14 protein-coding genes and 1 tRNA gene are annotated in these 14,109 nt (G+C 67.1%); all 15 read left to right on the top strand.

All coding sequences use genetic code 11. The annotated features are described in order from the left end of the window. Positions 1 to 2: 2 nt before the first annotated feature. The 15 genes from PG2T_RS03350 to nuoH all read left to right on the top strand — a co-directional run bounded on the left by PG2T_RS03350 (position 3) and on the right by nuoH (position 14,103). Positions 3 to 629 (top strand): RlmE family RNA methyltransferase, encoded by a 627-nt coding sequence (locus PG2T_RS03350; protein ID WP_068802826.1) that lies wholly within the window; start codon positions 3 to 5, stop codon positions 627 to 629. A 36-nt stretch (positions 630 to 665) separates the two neighbouring features. Next, a complete protein-coding gene (gene ftsH / locus PG2T_RS03345; RefSeq protein ID WP_193399834.1) occupies positions 666 to 2,555 on the top strand; it encodes an ATP-dependent zinc metalloprotease FtsH in 1,890 nt (629 codons plus the stop codon). Between the two features lie 48 nt (positions 2,556 to 2,603). Continuing rightward, positions 2,604 to 3,440, top strand: a complete 837-nt coding sequence (folP, locus tag PG2T_RS03340) for a dihydropteroate synthase (RefSeq protein ID WP_068802824.1) — start codon at positions 2,604 to 2,606, stop codon at positions 3,438 to 3,440. Then, positions 3,433 to 4,782: a phosphoglucosamine mutase gene (glmM, locus tag PG2T_RS03335; protein WP_068802823.1), complete on the top strand. Its 1,350-nt coding sequence runs from the start codon at positions 3,433 to 3,435 to the stop codon at positions 4,780 to 4,782. The genes folP and glmM overlap by 8 nt, the downstream gene beginning before the upstream one ends. 86 nt (positions 4,783 to 4,868) lie before the next feature. Then, positions 4,869 to 5,615 carry a triose-phosphate isomerase gene (tpiA, locus tag PG2T_RS03330; protein ID WP_068802822.1) on the top strand — a complete coding sequence of 249 codons (747 nt, stop codon included), beginning with the start codon at positions 4,869 to 4,871 and terminating at the stop codon, positions 5,613 to 5,615. Next, positions 5,612 to 5,971 (top strand): preprotein translocase subunit SecG, encoded by a 360-nt coding sequence (gene secG, locus PG2T_RS16575; protein WP_068802821.1) that lies wholly within the window; start codon positions 5,612 to 5,614, stop codon positions 5,969 to 5,971. The genes tpiA and secG overlap by 4 nt, the downstream gene beginning before the upstream one ends. 4 nt (positions 5,972 to 5,975) lie before the next feature. Then, positions 5,976 to 6,060, top strand: a tRNA-Leu gene (locus PG2T_RS03320). A gap of 87 nt (positions 6,061 to 6,147) precedes the next feature. After that, entirely contained in the window at positions 6,148 to 6,510 is a 363-nt protein-coding gene (locus PG2T_RS03315; RefSeq protein WP_068802820.1) for an NADH-quinone oxidoreductase subunit A, read from the top strand. After that, entirely contained in the window at positions 6,501 to 6,977 is a 477-nt protein-coding gene (locus PG2T_RS03310; RefSeq protein ID WP_068802819.1) for a NuoB/complex I 20 kDa subunit family protein, read from the top strand. The genes PG2T_RS03315 and PG2T_RS03310 overlap by 10 nt, the downstream gene beginning before the upstream one ends. A gap of 3 nt (positions 6,978 to 6,980) precedes the next feature. Next, positions 6,981 to 7,589, top strand: coding sequence for an NADH-quinone oxidoreductase subunit C (locus tag PG2T_RS03305; protein WP_068802818.1), 609 nt, complete (start codon positions 6,981 to 6,983; stop codon positions 7,587 to 7,589). A 6-nt stretch (positions 7,590 to 7,595) separates the two neighbouring features. After that, complete coding sequence (locus PG2T_RS03300; RefSeq protein ID WP_068802817.1) at positions 7,596 to 8,849, top strand: NADH-quinone oxidoreductase subunit D; 1,254 nt, start codon at positions 7,596 to 7,598, stop codon at positions 8,847 to 8,849. Then, positions 8,846 to 9,343: an NADH-quinone oxidoreductase subunit NuoE family protein gene (locus PG2T_RS03295; RefSeq protein WP_068802816.1), complete on the top strand. Its 498-nt coding sequence runs from the start codon at positions 8,846 to 8,848 to the stop codon at positions 9,341 to 9,343. The genes PG2T_RS03300 and PG2T_RS03295 overlap by 4 nt, the downstream gene beginning before the upstream one ends. 4 nt (positions 9,344 to 9,347) lie before the next feature. Continuing rightward, complete coding sequence (gene nuoF / locus PG2T_RS03290) at positions 9,348 to 10,646, top strand: NADH-quinone oxidoreductase subunit NuoF (RefSeq protein WP_068802815.1); 1,299 nt, start codon at positions 9,348 to 9,350, stop codon at positions 10,644 to 10,646. 23 nt (positions 10,647 to 10,669) lie between these two features. Further along, positions 10,670 to 13,045, top strand: coding sequence for an NADH-quinone oxidoreductase subunit NuoG (gene nuoG, locus PG2T_RS03285; RefSeq protein ID WP_068802814.1), 2,376 nt, complete (start codon positions 10,670 to 10,672; stop codon positions 13,043 to 13,045). Continuing rightward, a complete protein-coding gene (gene nuoH / locus PG2T_RS03280; protein ID WP_068802813.1) occupies positions 13,045 to 14,103 on the top strand; it encodes an NADH-quinone oxidoreductase subunit NuoH in 1,059 nt (352 codons plus the stop codon). The genes nuoG and nuoH overlap by 1 nt, the downstream gene beginning before the upstream one ends. Positions 14,104 to 14,109: the final 6 nt, after the last annotated feature.

Raw genomic sequence — 14,109 nt, 5'->3', positions numbered from 1 at the left:
CCATGAGCAAGGCCGGCTCCAGTCGCCGCTGGCTGCACGAGCACATCGCAGATCCCTACGTGCGGCAGGCACAGGCGCAGGGCTACCGTTCGCGGGCCAGCTTCAAGCTGCTGGAGATCAACCAGCGCGATCGCCTGCTGCAGCCGGGCGCGACGGTGGTCGATCTGGGCGCTGCGCCGGGTGGCTGGTCGCAGGTGGCGAGCACCATCGTCGGGCCGCGCGGCCGGGTGCTGGCGGTCGACCTGCTGGAGATGGCGCTGCTGCCGGGTGTCGAGTTCATCCTGGGTGATTTCGGGGACGCTGCGGTGCTGGAGCAGATGCTCGGCCTGCTGCCGGACGGCGCCGACCTTGTAATGTCGGACATGGCGCCCAATCTGAGCGGTGTGCGCGATGTCGATCAGCCGGCGGCGCTGCACCTGGCCGAGCTGGCGCTCGACTTTGCCGGTCGGGTGCTGAAACCGCGTGGCGCGCTGCTGGTCAAATGCTTCGAAGGCGCCGGCAGCCAGGCACTGCGGGTGGAATTTGCCCGACATTTCGAGCAGGTACTGGTGCGCAAGCCCGATGCCTCGCGCGACCGCAGCCGCGAGCACTACCTGATCGGCCGCGGTATGCTGCCGATAACCCCGTAATAACCGCCGCGACCGGAGATTCGCTACGTGAATTCAATGTCCCGCAACATCATTCTCTGGGTCGTGGTGGCGCTGGTGCTGATGGCCGTGTTCAACAGCTTCGGTCCGCAGCGGGCCGCCGAGCGCACGCTGGATTACTCGCAGTTCATCGCCGAGGTGAAGAGCGCGCAGGTGGACCGCGTGGTCATCGAGCAGGGCGCCGTGCGGGGCGTGACCACGGGCGGCGAGAAATTCGTCGTCTACACGCCCGAAGACCCGCACATGATCGACGACCTGCTGGCCAACAATGTCGGCATCGAAGTGGCGGCGCCGGACCGCCAGTCGCTGCTGATGCAGGTGTTCATCTCGTGGTTCCCGATGCTGCTGCTGATCGGCGTGTGGGTGTTCTTCATGCGCCAGATGCAGGGCGGCCCCGGTGGCAAGGGCGGCGTGATGCCGTTTGGCAAGAGCCGGGCGCGCATGCTGACCGAGGATCAGGTGCGGGTCACGTTTGCCGACGTGGCCGGTGTCGACGAGGCCAAGGAAGAGGTTCACGAACTGGTCGAGTTCCTGCGCGACCCGTCCAAGTTCCAGCGCCTGGGGGGCCGCATTCCGCGCGGCGTGCTGATGGTCGGCTCGCCCGGCACCGGCAAGACCCTGCTGGCGCGGGCGATTGCCGGCGAGGCCAAGGTGCCGTTCTTCACCATCTCCGGCTCGGATTTCGTGGAGCTGTTCGTAGGCGTCGGTGCATCCCGCGTGCGGGACATGTTCGAGCAGGCCAAGAAGCACGCGCCGTGCATCATCTTCATCGACGAGATCGACGCCGTCGGTCGTCACCGCGGTGCGGGCCTGGGCGGCGGGCATGACGAGCGCGAGCAGACCCTGAACCAGTTGCTGGTCGAGATGGATGGCTTCGAGGGCAACGAGGGCGTCATCGTCATCGCGGCCACCAACCGTCCCGACGTGCTCGATCCGGCCCTGTTGCGGCCCGGCCGTTTCGACCGGCAGGTTGTCGTGCCGCTGCCGGACATCGTCGGCCGCACGCAGATTCTGAAAGTGCACATGAAGAAGGTGCCGCTGGCCAGCGACGTGGATGCCGAGGTGGTGGCCCGCGGCACGCCCGGTTTCTCGGGCGCCGATCTGGCCAACCTGGTCAACGAGGCGGCCCTGTTCGCGGCGCGTTTCAACAAGCGGGTCGTGGATCAGGACGACTTCGACCGCGCCAAGGACAAGATCATGATGGGTGTCGAGCGCCGCTCGATGGTCATGAACGACGACGAGAAGCGCCTGACGGCCTACCACGAGGCCGGCCATGCCATCGTCGGCCTGTCGGTGCCCTCGCACGACCCGGTCTACAAGGTCAGCATCATCCCGCGCGGCCGGGCGCTGGGCGTGACCATGTTCCTGCCGGAGGAAGACCGCTACAGCCTCAGCCGCGAACGCCTGGAGAGCCAGATTTGCAGCCTGTATGGCGGGCGCATCGCCGAGGAACTGATCTTCGGACCGCAGGCGGTGACCACCGGCGCTTCCAACGACATCAAGCGCACCACCGAGATCGCCCGCAACATGGTGACCCGCTGGGGCATGTCGGCGCGCCTGGGGCCGATGACCTTCGAGGAGGACGAGGGCGAGGTGTTCCTGGGCCGCAGCGTGACCCAGCACAAGAACGTGTCGGACGACACCGCGTCCACCATCGACGAGGAAATCCGCGCCATCCTGGAGCGCAACTACGCCCGCGCCAAGGAAATCCTGACCGCGCGGCTGGATACCCTGCACGCGATGGCGGATGCGCTGATACGTTTCGAGACCATCGACAAGGACCAGATCGACGACCTGATGGCAGGCCGCCCGCCGCGCGTGGTTGCGCCGCAGCCCAGCGATCGGCCGGCGCCACCGCCGGCACCGGCTGCGGATGCTGGCGCGGATGGCGCCCCGAGCCTGCCGTAACACCCGCCGGCGCCGGCCGCGGTCGGCGCCCGTGCCTGCCTGAATCGAATGCTTCTGGATTGCGCCGGCAAGCCGCTGGACCTGTCACGTTCGGCGGTGATGGGTGTGCTGAACCTGACGCGGGACTCCTTTTCGGGCGATGGTCTGGGGAGCAATGTCCAGGCCGCCTGTGCGCGGGCGATTGCCCTGCAGGCGGCCGGCGCGGCGGTGATCGACATCGGCGGGGAGTCGACACGCCCCGGTGCGGCCCGGGTGTCGGTCGATGAGGAACTGCAGCGGGTGCTGCCGGTCATCGAGTGCCTGGCGCCGCAGCTTCGGGTGCCCATTTCGATCGACACCCGCCATGCGCAGGTCATGCGCGCGGCCGTCGCCGCCGGCGCCGGCCTGATCAACGACGTGGCGGCGCTGCGCGAGCCAGGCGCCTTGCAAGCCGCGGCCGATCTTGGCGTGCCGGTAGTGCTCATGCACATGCAGGGTGAGCCCGGCACGATGCAGCAGGCGCCGCGGTATGTGGATGTGGTGGCCGAGGTGGCCGAATTTCTGGAGGCGCGGGTGGCCGCCTGCGAGCGGGCCGGTATCGCACGGCGGCAGTTGCTGCTCGATCCCGGGTTCGGTTTCGGCAAGACCACCGAGCACAACCTCGCTCTGTTGCGCGGCCTGCCGCGGCTGGCGCAGGCGGGTTTGCCGGTGGTGGCCGGCCTGTCGCGCAAGTCGCTGATCGGGGCGCTTACCGGCGCAGCGGTGACGAACCGGCTGGGCGGCAGCATCGCGCTGGCGCTGCTGGCAGCCCAGCGGGGTGCGCGGTTGCTGCGCGTGCACGATGTCGAACATACAGTGCAGGCGCTGGCCATGCTGGAGGCCGTACAAGGAGGGGACCATGGCTGAACGACGCTATTTCGGCACCGACGGGGTGCGCGGCACGGTCGGGAACGGGTTCTTCACGCCGGATTTCGTGCTTCGTCTGGGCTGGGCCGTCGGCACGGTGCTGCGCCGGGAAGGCCGTGGCACGGTGGTGGTGGGCAAGGACACGCGCGTTTCCGGGTACATGCTCGAATCGGCTCTGGAAGCCGGCTTGTCGGCGGCAGGCATGGACTGTCTGTTGCTGGGGCCGATGCCGACGCCGGCCGTTGCCTACCTGACACGCACCTTCCATGCGCGGGCCGGCGTCGTCATCAGCGCCTCGCACAACCCCTATGCCGACAACGGCATCAAGCTGTTCTCGGCCAGCGGCGAGAAGCTTCCGGATGCGCTGGAGGCCCAGATCGAGGCCTGCCTGGAGCAGCCCCTGGAAATGGTGCCGCCGACCCAGATCGGCAAGGCGCGTCGAGCGGTGGATGCGGGGGGGCGCTATATCGAGTTCTGCAAGCGGGCCCTGCCGGATCACACCGATCTGCGGGGGTTGAAAATCGTCGTGGACGCCGCCCACGGCGCCGCGTACCAGGTCGCGCCGGCTGTTTTCCGGGAGCTGGGCGCCAGCGTGACGGCCATCGGCGTCAGTCCGGACGGCTTCAACATCAATCGCGATTGCGGTACCACGGCGCCGGCCGCGCTGCAGCGCGAAGTGCTGGCGCAGGGCGCTGACCTGGGCGTGGCGCTCGACGGCGATGCCGATCGCCTGCTCATGGTGGATGCCGCCGGTGAGCTGGTGGACGGCGACGAGATTCTGGGCCTGCTGGCGCTGGCCCGTCAGGCGGCAGGCACGCTCGGTGGGGGTGTGGTCGGCACGCAGATGAGCAATTTCGGCCTGGAGCGTGCGCTGCTGGACGCCGGCATTGCCTTCGATCGGGCGCAGGTCGGTGACCGCTATGTCATGGAGCAGCTGCGGGCGCGGGGCTGGCTGCTCGGTGGCGAAACTTCCGGTCACCTGATTTGTCTGGACCGCACCAGCACCGGCGATGGCCTGGTTACCGCCTTGCAGGTACTGTCGGTGCTGCGCGCCGCCGGCCGGCCATTGGCGGAGCTGAAGCGCTTCATGACCAAGTACCCGCAGCGGCTGGTGAACGTGCCGCTGGTGGCCGGCTTCGATCCGGACCGCTCGCGGTGGGTGCAGCAGGCCATCGAGGAAGCCCGGGCGAGCCTCGATGGGCGAGGTCGGGTGTTGCTTCGCAAGTCTGGCACCGAGCCGTTGGTGCGGGTGATGGTAGAGAGCCAGGACGCAGTGCAGGTGGAGGCGCTGAGCGAGCATATCGCGGCGCAGTTGCGGGCGGCCATGGCACAGGCCAACTGAGCCGTCAAAGTCGCCTGCCGGTTTGATTCGGGACTGGCGCGCCAGTACCATGCGCGCCTTTTCCGCAGCCGGATTGCCGAGCGTCGATGTCCCGTTCACTGGTGGTCGGTAACTGGAAAATGCATGCCAGTCAGGCGCAGGTGAACGAGCTGCTGGGCGCGCTGAAAGCGGGCATGCCGGCGTTGGACCGGATCGAGGTGGCGGTTTGCCCACCGTATCCCTACCTCATGCAGGCCGCACACTTGCTGGCCGGAAGCGGGATTGCCCTGGGCGCGCAGAATCTGGCGGTCGAGGCGTCCGGCGCCTACACCGGTGAAGTGTCCGGGCCCATGCTGGGCGATGTCGGTTGTCGGTATGTCATCGTCGGACATTCCGAGCGGCGCAGGCTATATGGCGAGGACAACGCCCTGGTGGCGCAAAAATTCCGCGCCGCGGTCAGTCACGGACTGGTGCCGATCCTGTGCGTGGGTGAGCAGCTGGCCGAGCGCGAGGCGGATGCGACCGAGGCCGTGCTGGCCGCCCAGATCGATGCGGTGCTCGAGCTGTGCGGTGATGAGGCGCTTGCCGGCGCGGTGATTGCCTACGAGCCCGTGTGGGCCATTGGCACCGGGCGGGTGGCCACGCCCGAGCAGGCGCAGGCGTCGCACCGCTTCATCCGCGATCGGGTCAGTCGCGGCGGGCGCACACCCACGCTGCTTTATGGCGGCAGCGTGAAGCCGGATAATGCGGCTGGGCTTTTCGCGCAGCCGGACGTGGACGGCGGTCTCATTGGCGGTGCCAGTCTGGTGGCCGACCAGTTTCTTTCCATCTGCAAGGCGGCACTTCCCCGATGATGATTGTTCTGCTCGTGGTTCATGTGGTGATCTGCCTGGCGCTGGTCGGACTGGTGCTGATCCAGCAGGGGCAGGGCGCCGACGCGGGCGCGGCCTTCGGCAGTGGTTCCTCGCAGACGGTGTTCGGCAGCCGCGGGGCCGGCTCGTTCCTGACCCGCCTGACCGGCGGACTCGCGACGGCGCTGTTTCTGACCAGTCTGGTGCTGGCGTATCTGGGCGCTCACGCCAGCGGGCCGGTGAGCGTTACTGATAAACTGGCGCCCGCGCCGGTGAGCCAGCCGGCCGTGCCGGCAGCACCGGCGCCAGCCAGCGGGGGGACTGCCCCGGCACAGGCGCCTTCGACGCCCGCCAAGTGATTCAGCCGATGTGGTGGAATTGGTAGACACGCCATCTTGAGGGGGTGGTGACGCAAGTCGTGTCGGTTCGAGTCCGACCATCGGCACCAGATGTTTGACGCGTCCCGCCAGCGGGGCGCCAGCAGAATTCCGAACAACAACCGCTGTCGCGAGCCAAGGATCAGGATTCCTCACGCATGTTGCTGCAATACCTGCCCATCGCACTGCTGCTGGCCGTCGGTGTGGCCATTGGCGCCATCGCCATCCTGGCCGGGCGTTTCATCGGCCCCAACCGGCCCGACAAGCAAAAGAACGCGCCCTACGAGTGCGGTTTCGAGGCTTTCGAAGACGCCCGCATGAAGTTCGACGTGCGCTACTACCTGGTGGCCATCCTGTTCATCATCTTCGATCTGGAAGTGGCCTTCCTGTTTCCGTGGGCGGTGGGCCTCAAGCAGGGCCTGGTTGGCGGCTTCGGCTTTCTGGCCATGATGCTGTTCCTGGGTCTGTTGGTGGTCGGCTTCATCTACGAGTGGAAGAAAGGGGCGCTCGAATGGGAGTAGAGGCACTCAGCGAGCGGGGCTTTCTGACCACCACCGTCGATCAGGTGGTCAACTGGAGCAAGACCGGCTCCCTGTGGCCGGTGACCTTCGGGCTGGCCTGCTGCGCGGTGGAGATGATGCAGGCTGGTGCGTCGCGCTATGACCTCGACCGCTTCGGCATCATCTTTCGCCCCAGTCCGCGCCAGTCGGACCTGATGATTGTGGCCGGTACGCTGGTCAACAAGATGGCCCCCGCGCTGCGCAAGGTGTACGACCAGATGGCCGAGCCGCGCTGGGTGCTGTCGATGGGGTCCTGCGCCAACGGCGGCGGCTACTACCACTATTCCTACGCCGTGGTGCGCGGCTGCGACCGGATCGTGCCGGTCGATGTCTATGTGCCGGGCTGTCCGCCGACGGCGGAGGCGTTGCTGTTCGGGCTGATCCAGCTGCAGAACAAGATTCGCCGCACCCACACCATCGCCCGCTGAGCCATGAGCATCCGGGCCGACAATCTGCTGGCGCGCCTGCGCGAAACCCTGGGTGAGGCTTCCGGTCAGGCCAGCGCCGGCGCCGCCGACCAGATCACGCTGGAGATCCCCGCCGAGGCGATGGAGGCCGTCTGCCGGACGCTGCGCGACGCGCCCGATCTGGCCTTCGATCAGCTGATCGACGTGTGCGGCGTGGACTACAGCGATTTTCCGCAGGAACCGGATGTCGCACGGCCCAGGTTCGCAGTCGTCTACCACCTGCTATCCACCACGCACAACGCCCGGCTGCGCGTGCGGGCCTACCTGGCCGACGAGTTTCCGCTGGTCGCTTCGGTCATCGACGTATGGCCGGCGGCCAACTGGTTCGAGCGCGAGGCCTTCGATCTGATGGGCATCGTCTTCGACGGCCATCCGGACTTGCGGCGCATCCTCACCGACTACGGCTTCGTCGGCCATCCGCTGCGCAAGGATTTTCCGCTCAACGGCGAGGTCGAGATGCGCTACGACGCCGTGCAGGGGCGCGTGATCTACGAGCCGGTGAGCATCGAGAACCGCATCAGCGTGCCGCGCGTGCGACGCGACGATTTCCGCTACGAACACCCGGCCGGGTAGGGCGACATGGCCGAGATCCGCAACTACACGATGAACTTCGGGCCGCAGCACCCGGCTGCCCACGGCGTGCTGCGCCTGGTGCTCGAGATGGACGGCGAGGTGGTGCAGCGCGCCGACCCACACATCGGCCTGCTGCATCGGGGCACCGAAAAGCTGGTCGAGAGCAAGCCGTACAACCATTCCATCGGCTACATGGACCGGCTCGATTACGTGTCCATGATGTGCAATGAGCACGCCTACGTATTGGGGGTCGAGCGCCTGCTCGGCATCGAGCCGCCGATACGCGCGCAGTACATCCGCGTGCTGTTCGACGAGATCACGCGCGTCCTGAATCACCTGATGTGGCTGGGTGCGCATGCGCTCGACATGGGCGCCATGACGGTTTTCCTGTACTGCTTTCGCGAGCGCGAGGACCTGATGGACTGCTACGAGGCGGTCTCCGGCGCCCGTATGCACGCGACCTACTACCGCCCTGGCGGCGTGTACCGCGACCTGCCCGACAGCGTGGCGAAGTACGAGACCTCCAAGTGGCGCGACGAGAAGGCGACCAAGGCCTTCAACCGTGATCGCGAGGGCAGCCTGCTGGATTTCATCGAGGCGTTCACCGAGCGCTTCCCCGGCTGCGTCGATGACTACGAGTCCCTGCTCACCAACAACCGCATCTGGAAGCAGCGCACGGTCGGCATTGGCGTGGTCAGTCCCGAGCGGGCGCGGCAACTGGGCTTCACCGGCCCCATGCTGCGCGGCTCCGGCGTGGCCTGGGATCTGCGGCGAAAGCAGCCGTACGAGGTCTACAACGAACTGGACTTTCAAATCCCGGTTGGCGTGAACGGCGACTGCTACGACCGGTATCTGGTGCGCGTGGCCGAGATGCGGCAGTCCAACCGCATCATCCGCCAGTGCGTGGATTGGCTGCGCTCCAATCCCGGGCCGGTGATGCTGGCCGATCACAAGATCACACCGCCGTCGCGGACCGAAATGAAGGCCGACATGGAGGCCCTGATCCACCACTTCAAGCTGTTCACCGAGGGCTACGCCGTGCCGCAGGGCGAGGTATATGCCGCGGTGGAAGCGCCCAAGGGCGAGTTTGGCGTGTACATGATTGCCGACGGCTCGAACAAACCGTATCGGGTCAAGCTGCGGGCGCCGGGTTTCCCGCACCTGGCGGCCATCGACGAGATGGTGCGTGGCCACATGCTGGCGGACCTGGTGGCCATCATCGCCACCCTGGACATCGTGTTTGGCGAGATCGACCGATGACACAGTCGTATCAGGGCATTCTTTCCGAACACGCCCGCCACGAAATCGATCACTGGGTGGCCAAGTTTCCGGCCGACCAGAAACGTTCGGCGGTGCTGGCGGCGCTGCGCGAGGTGCAGCACGAGAACGGCGGTTACCTCACCGTCGAGCTGATGGATGCGGTGGCCGGGTACCTGCAACTGGAAGCCATGGACGTGTACGAGGTGGCGAGCTTCTACTCGATGTTCGAGACCAAGCCGGTCGGCCGCCATTCGATTTCGGTCTGCACCAACATCTCGTGCATGCTGCGCGGCGCTGACGACATCGTGGCGCATGTCGAGCGCAGGCTCGGCGTGAAACTCGGCCACAGCACGCCGGACGGCAAGTTCTATCTGAAGCCCGAGGAAGAGTGCCTGGCCTGCTGCTGCGGCGCACCAATGATGCAGGTGGACCACGTCTACCACGAGCATCTGACGCCCGAGCGGGTCGATCAAATCCTGGACGCGCTGGACTGACACCATGACGGCGGAAGTCAAAGTCTGTTTCGAAACCCTGGGCGAGCCCGAGCCGTGGGCCTTCGACACCTACGTGCGCCTGGGCGGCTACAGTGCCTGGCGGCGCATCCTGGCCGGGGAACTCACTCCCGAGCAGGTGATCGAGGAAGTCAAGGCCTCGGGCCTGCGCGGGCGCGGCGGCGCGGGATTCCCGACGGGTCTGAAGTGGTCGTTCATGCCGCGCAACGCGCCGGGCCAGAAGTACCTGGTCTGCAATGCCGACGAATCGGAACCGGGCACCTGCAAGGACCGCGACATCATCCGCTTCAACCCGCACGCCCTGGTCGAGGGCATGGCCATCGGTGCGTATGCCATGGGCGCGACGGTTGGCTATTGCTACCTGCGCGGCGAGTGGATGGACGAGGTGTGGGCCCGTTTCGAGGGCGCGCTCAAGGAAGCCTACGCGGCCGGTTTGCTGGGGCGTGGCATCCAGGGCTCGGCCGTCGATTTTGACCTGCATGGCACGCTGGGCGCTGGCGCCTACATCTGCGGAGAGGAAACGGCGCTGCTGGAGTCGCTGGAGGGCAAGAAGGGCCAGCCGCGCTTCAAACCGCCGTTCCCCGCGGCGGTTGGCCTGTACGGCCGGCCGACCACCATCAACAATGTCGAATCCCTGGCTTCGGTGCCGGCCATCCTGCGCAAGGGTGCGGCCTGGTTCGCGGGTCTGGGCGTCGAGAAGGCCGGCGGCAGCAAAATTTTCTCGGTCTCCGGGCATGTCGAGAAGCCCGGCAACTACGAGATTCGCCTCGGTACCCCGTTCAAGGATCTGCTGGCGCTGGCCGGCGGTGTCTGGCAGGGGCGGGAACTGAAGGCCGTCATCCCGGGTGGCTCGTCGGTGCCGGTGTTGCCGGCGGCGACGATGCTGGAAGCGAACATGGATTACGACTCCATCGCCAAGGCCGGCTCGCTGCTGGGCTCCGGCGCGGTGGTGGTGATGGACGAGACCACCGACATGGTGCGTATGCTGCAGCGCATCTCGCGCTTTTACTTCGCCGAATCCTGCGGCCAGTGCACGCCGTGCCGCGAGGGCACCGGTTGGCTGTACCGCGTGGTCACGCGCATCGTCGAGGGCAATGGCCGGCCGGAGGACCTGGAGCTGCTGGAAAGCGTGGCCGGCAACATCGCCGGGCGCACCATCTGCGCCCTGGGTGACGCCGCCGCCATGCCGGTGCAGGGCATGCTGCGGCACTTCCGGCACGAGTTTGCCTACTACATCGAACACAAGCGCAGCCTGGTCGCGGACCGGCTGGGCGTGGCCGCCTGAGTCGGCGCACAGAAGAAAGCCCCATGAGCGACGATCTGCTGAACATCGAGATCAACGGCGTTGCGCTGCAGGCGCGCAAGGGCCAGATGATCATTCAGGCGGCGGATGCCGCCGGCATCACCGTGCCGCGCTTCTGCTACCACGACAAGCTCAGCGTGGCGGCCAACTGCCGCATGTGCCTGGTCGAAGTCGAGAAAATGCCAAAGCCGGTGCCGGCCTGCGCCACGCCGCTGGCCGAAGGCATGAAGGTGTTCACCAAGTCGCCCAAGGCGCTGCAGTCGCAGCGGGCGGTGATGGAATTCCTGCTGATCAACCATCCGCTGGACTGCCCGATCTGCGACGAGGGCGGCGAGTGCCAGCTGCAGGACACGGCGCTGGGCTTCGGCAAGGTGGAATCGCGCTACACGGAAGCCAAGCGCGTAGTCGACGACAAGGACGTCGGGCCGCTGATCCAGACCGAGATGACGCGCTGCATCCACTGCACGCGCTGCGTGCGCTTTGGCGAGGAGATCGCCGGCGTGAAGGAGCTGGGCGCCACCGGGCGCGGCGAGTTCATGCGCATCGGCACCTACATCCAGCGCGCGGTGGAGTCCGAACTGTCCGGCAACGTGGTCGACCTGTGCCCGGTCGGCGCGCTCACCAACAAGCCGTACCGCTTCACGGCCCGCGCCTGGGAGCTGGAGCGCCGGCCGGGCGTGAGCCCGCACGATTGCGTGGGCAGCAATCTTGAAATCAACGTCGCCAATGGCGTCGTGAAGCGCGTGCTGCCGCGGGCCAACGAGGCGGTCAACGAAATCTGGCTGTCGGACCGCGATCGTTATTCCTACCTTGGCCTCGGCAGCGCCGACAGATTGCGCCAGCCGCTGCTGCGCAAGGGCGACGCCTGGCAGGAAGTGAGCTGGCAGGAGGCGCTCGCCGCCGCTGCGGAAGGCCTGCAGGCGGTGCTCAAGGAATATGGGCCGGCGCATCTGGGCGCCCTGCTGGCGCCGACCCTGACCACGGAAGAGCTGTATCTGGCCCAGAAGCTGATGCGGGCACTCGGTTCCAACAACGTCGATCATCGCCTGCGGCAGTCGGATTTCAGCGCCGATGCCATGCTGCCTCGCCACCCGGCGTTGCCGCCGATAGCGAGTCTGGAACAGGTGCCGGCGTTCCTGCTGGTCGGCAGCAATCTGCGCAAGGACCAGCCGCTGCTGAACACGCGCTTGCGCAAGGCGGTGGTCAAGCGCGGCGCGGTGGGCTTTGCGATCAACAGCTACGACTACGACTTCAACTTCCCGCTGCGCGGCGTGGCGGTGTGCGATCCGGCCGCGATGGTGGCCGAACTGGCCGGCATCGCGGTGGCGCTGCTGGACGGGGCGGTCATCCCGGCCAGCTGGAGCGGGCGCCTCGCCGGCGTGGCCGCCACGCCCTGGCAGCGCGAGCTTGCCGGCGCGCTCAAGCAACAGCCGGGCGCCCTGATCCTCCTTGGAGATCAGGCGCTTGCAAGCCCTTTCTACGGCGCGTTGCGCGCTCTGGCGGCCCTCATCGCGGACCTTGCCCGCGGCACGCTGGCGGAAACCAGCCCCGGTGGCAACGGGGCCGGCGCCTGGCTGGCCGGTGCGGTTCCGCATCGGCGCGCCGGTGGCGGTCACCTGCAACAGGCCGGGCTGGATGCCCGTGCCATGCTGGAACAGCACCTGCGCGCTTACCTGCTGGCCGGCTTCGAGCCCGAGCTGGATTGCGCCGACGGCAGCGCCGCGCTGGCGGCACTCGACGCGGCCCAATGCGTGGTGGTGCTCAGCCCGTTCGCGACCGATGCCATGCGCGGCTATGCCGACGTCATCCTGCCGCTGGCGGCCTTCACCGAAACCGGTGGCAGCTTCGTCAACGGCGAGGGACGCTGGCAGTCCTTCGAGGGCGCGCTAAAGCCCCTGGGTGAGGCGCGCCCCGGCTGGAAGATCCTGCGCGTGCTGGCCAATCTGCTGGACCTGCCGGGCTTCGAACACGACGATGTGGCGGCCGTGCGCGCCGAAGTGCTGGCAGCGGTTGAGGCGGTCGACTTCCCGACAGCAACGGCTGATCCTGCAGCCGTCGCGTGGCCTGCCGTTGATGGCGGCCTGACCCGCATCGGCGACTGGCCTTGTTACCGCAGTGATGCGCTGGTGCGCCGGGCCGGCGCCCTGCAGCAGCGCGCGGACCTGCCGGCCGCGGCGGTGTATCTGAACGAGCCCGAATGCCGGCGCCTGGGCTTTGCCGCCGGTGACCGGCTGCGCGTGCGTCAGGGCGAAGCGGCACTCGAACTGCCCCTGGCCGTGGATGCGCGGGTGGCGGACGGTACGGCATACATCCCGTCCGGGCTCGAAGGTACGCAGGGTCTGGGTACGGCCTACGGGCCGCTCACGCTGGAGCGGGTGTGATGGTGGAACAGCTGACGCTGCTGTGGCAGGCGGTGCCCGAGCCGTTGCAACTGCTGCTGTGGAACCTGCTCAAGATCGGCGTGGTGCTGGTGCCGGTGCTGGTATCGGTGGCCTGGCTGACCTTTGCCGAACGCAAGGTGATCGGCTACATGCAGCTGCGCATCGGGCCCAACCGGGTCGGCCCACGCGGCTGGCTGCAGCCGATCGCCGACGCGCTCAAGCTCCTGACCAAGGAAGTGATTGTGCCGATGCGGGCCAATCCGTTCCTGTTCTACCTGGCGCCGGTGCTGGTCATCGGCCCGGCGCTGGGCGCCTGGGCGGTGGTGCCCTTCGGCGAGGGCTTGGTCATCGCCGATATCGATGTCGGTTTGCTGTACGTGCTCGCCATCACGTCCATGGGCGTGTACGGGGTGATCCTGGCCGGCTGGGCGTCCAATTCCCGCTATGCCTTCCTCGGCGCCATGCGCTCGGCGGCGCAGATCGTGGCGTATGAAATCGCCATGGGCTTTGCCATCGTGGTGGTGCTGATCGCCGCCGGCAGCCTGAACCTGCAAAAGATCGTGCTGGCCCAGAACGGCAACCTGCTGACATGGTTCTGGCTGCCGCTGCTGCCGATCGCCGTCATCTATTTCATATCGGCGGTGGCGGAGACCAACCGCGCGCCGTTCGATGTCGCCGAGGGCGAGTCGGAAATCGTGGCCGGCTTTCATGTCGAGTATTCCGGCATGAGCTTCGCGGTGTTCTTCCTGGCCGAATACGCCAACATGATCCTGGTCTCGACCCTGGCGGCCATCATGTTCCTGGGCGGCTGGCTGTCTCCGTTCCAGGGCATCCCGCTGCTGGAAGGCGCCTTTGCCTGGGTGCCGGGCCCGCTGTGGCTGATCGCCAAGGTAGCCTTCCTGCTGTTCTGTTTCCTGTGGTTCCGCGCCACCTTCCCGCGCTACCGCTACGATCAGATCATGCGTCTGGGCTGGAAAGTCTTCATTCCGATCACCATCGTCTGGCTGGTGGTGGTGTCGACGGCCGTGCTGTACCGCCTGCCGCCGTGGTTCAACTGAGGGGCA

This window comes from Immundisolibacter cernigliae, from assembly GCF_001697225.1.
GTDB lineage: Bacteria > Pseudomonadota > Gammaproteobacteria > Immundisolibacterales > Immundisolibacteraceae > Immundisolibacter > Immundisolibacter cernigliae.
Note: the sequence above shows the minus strand (reverse complement) of the source record. Positions and strands in the feature narration are given on the sequence as shown.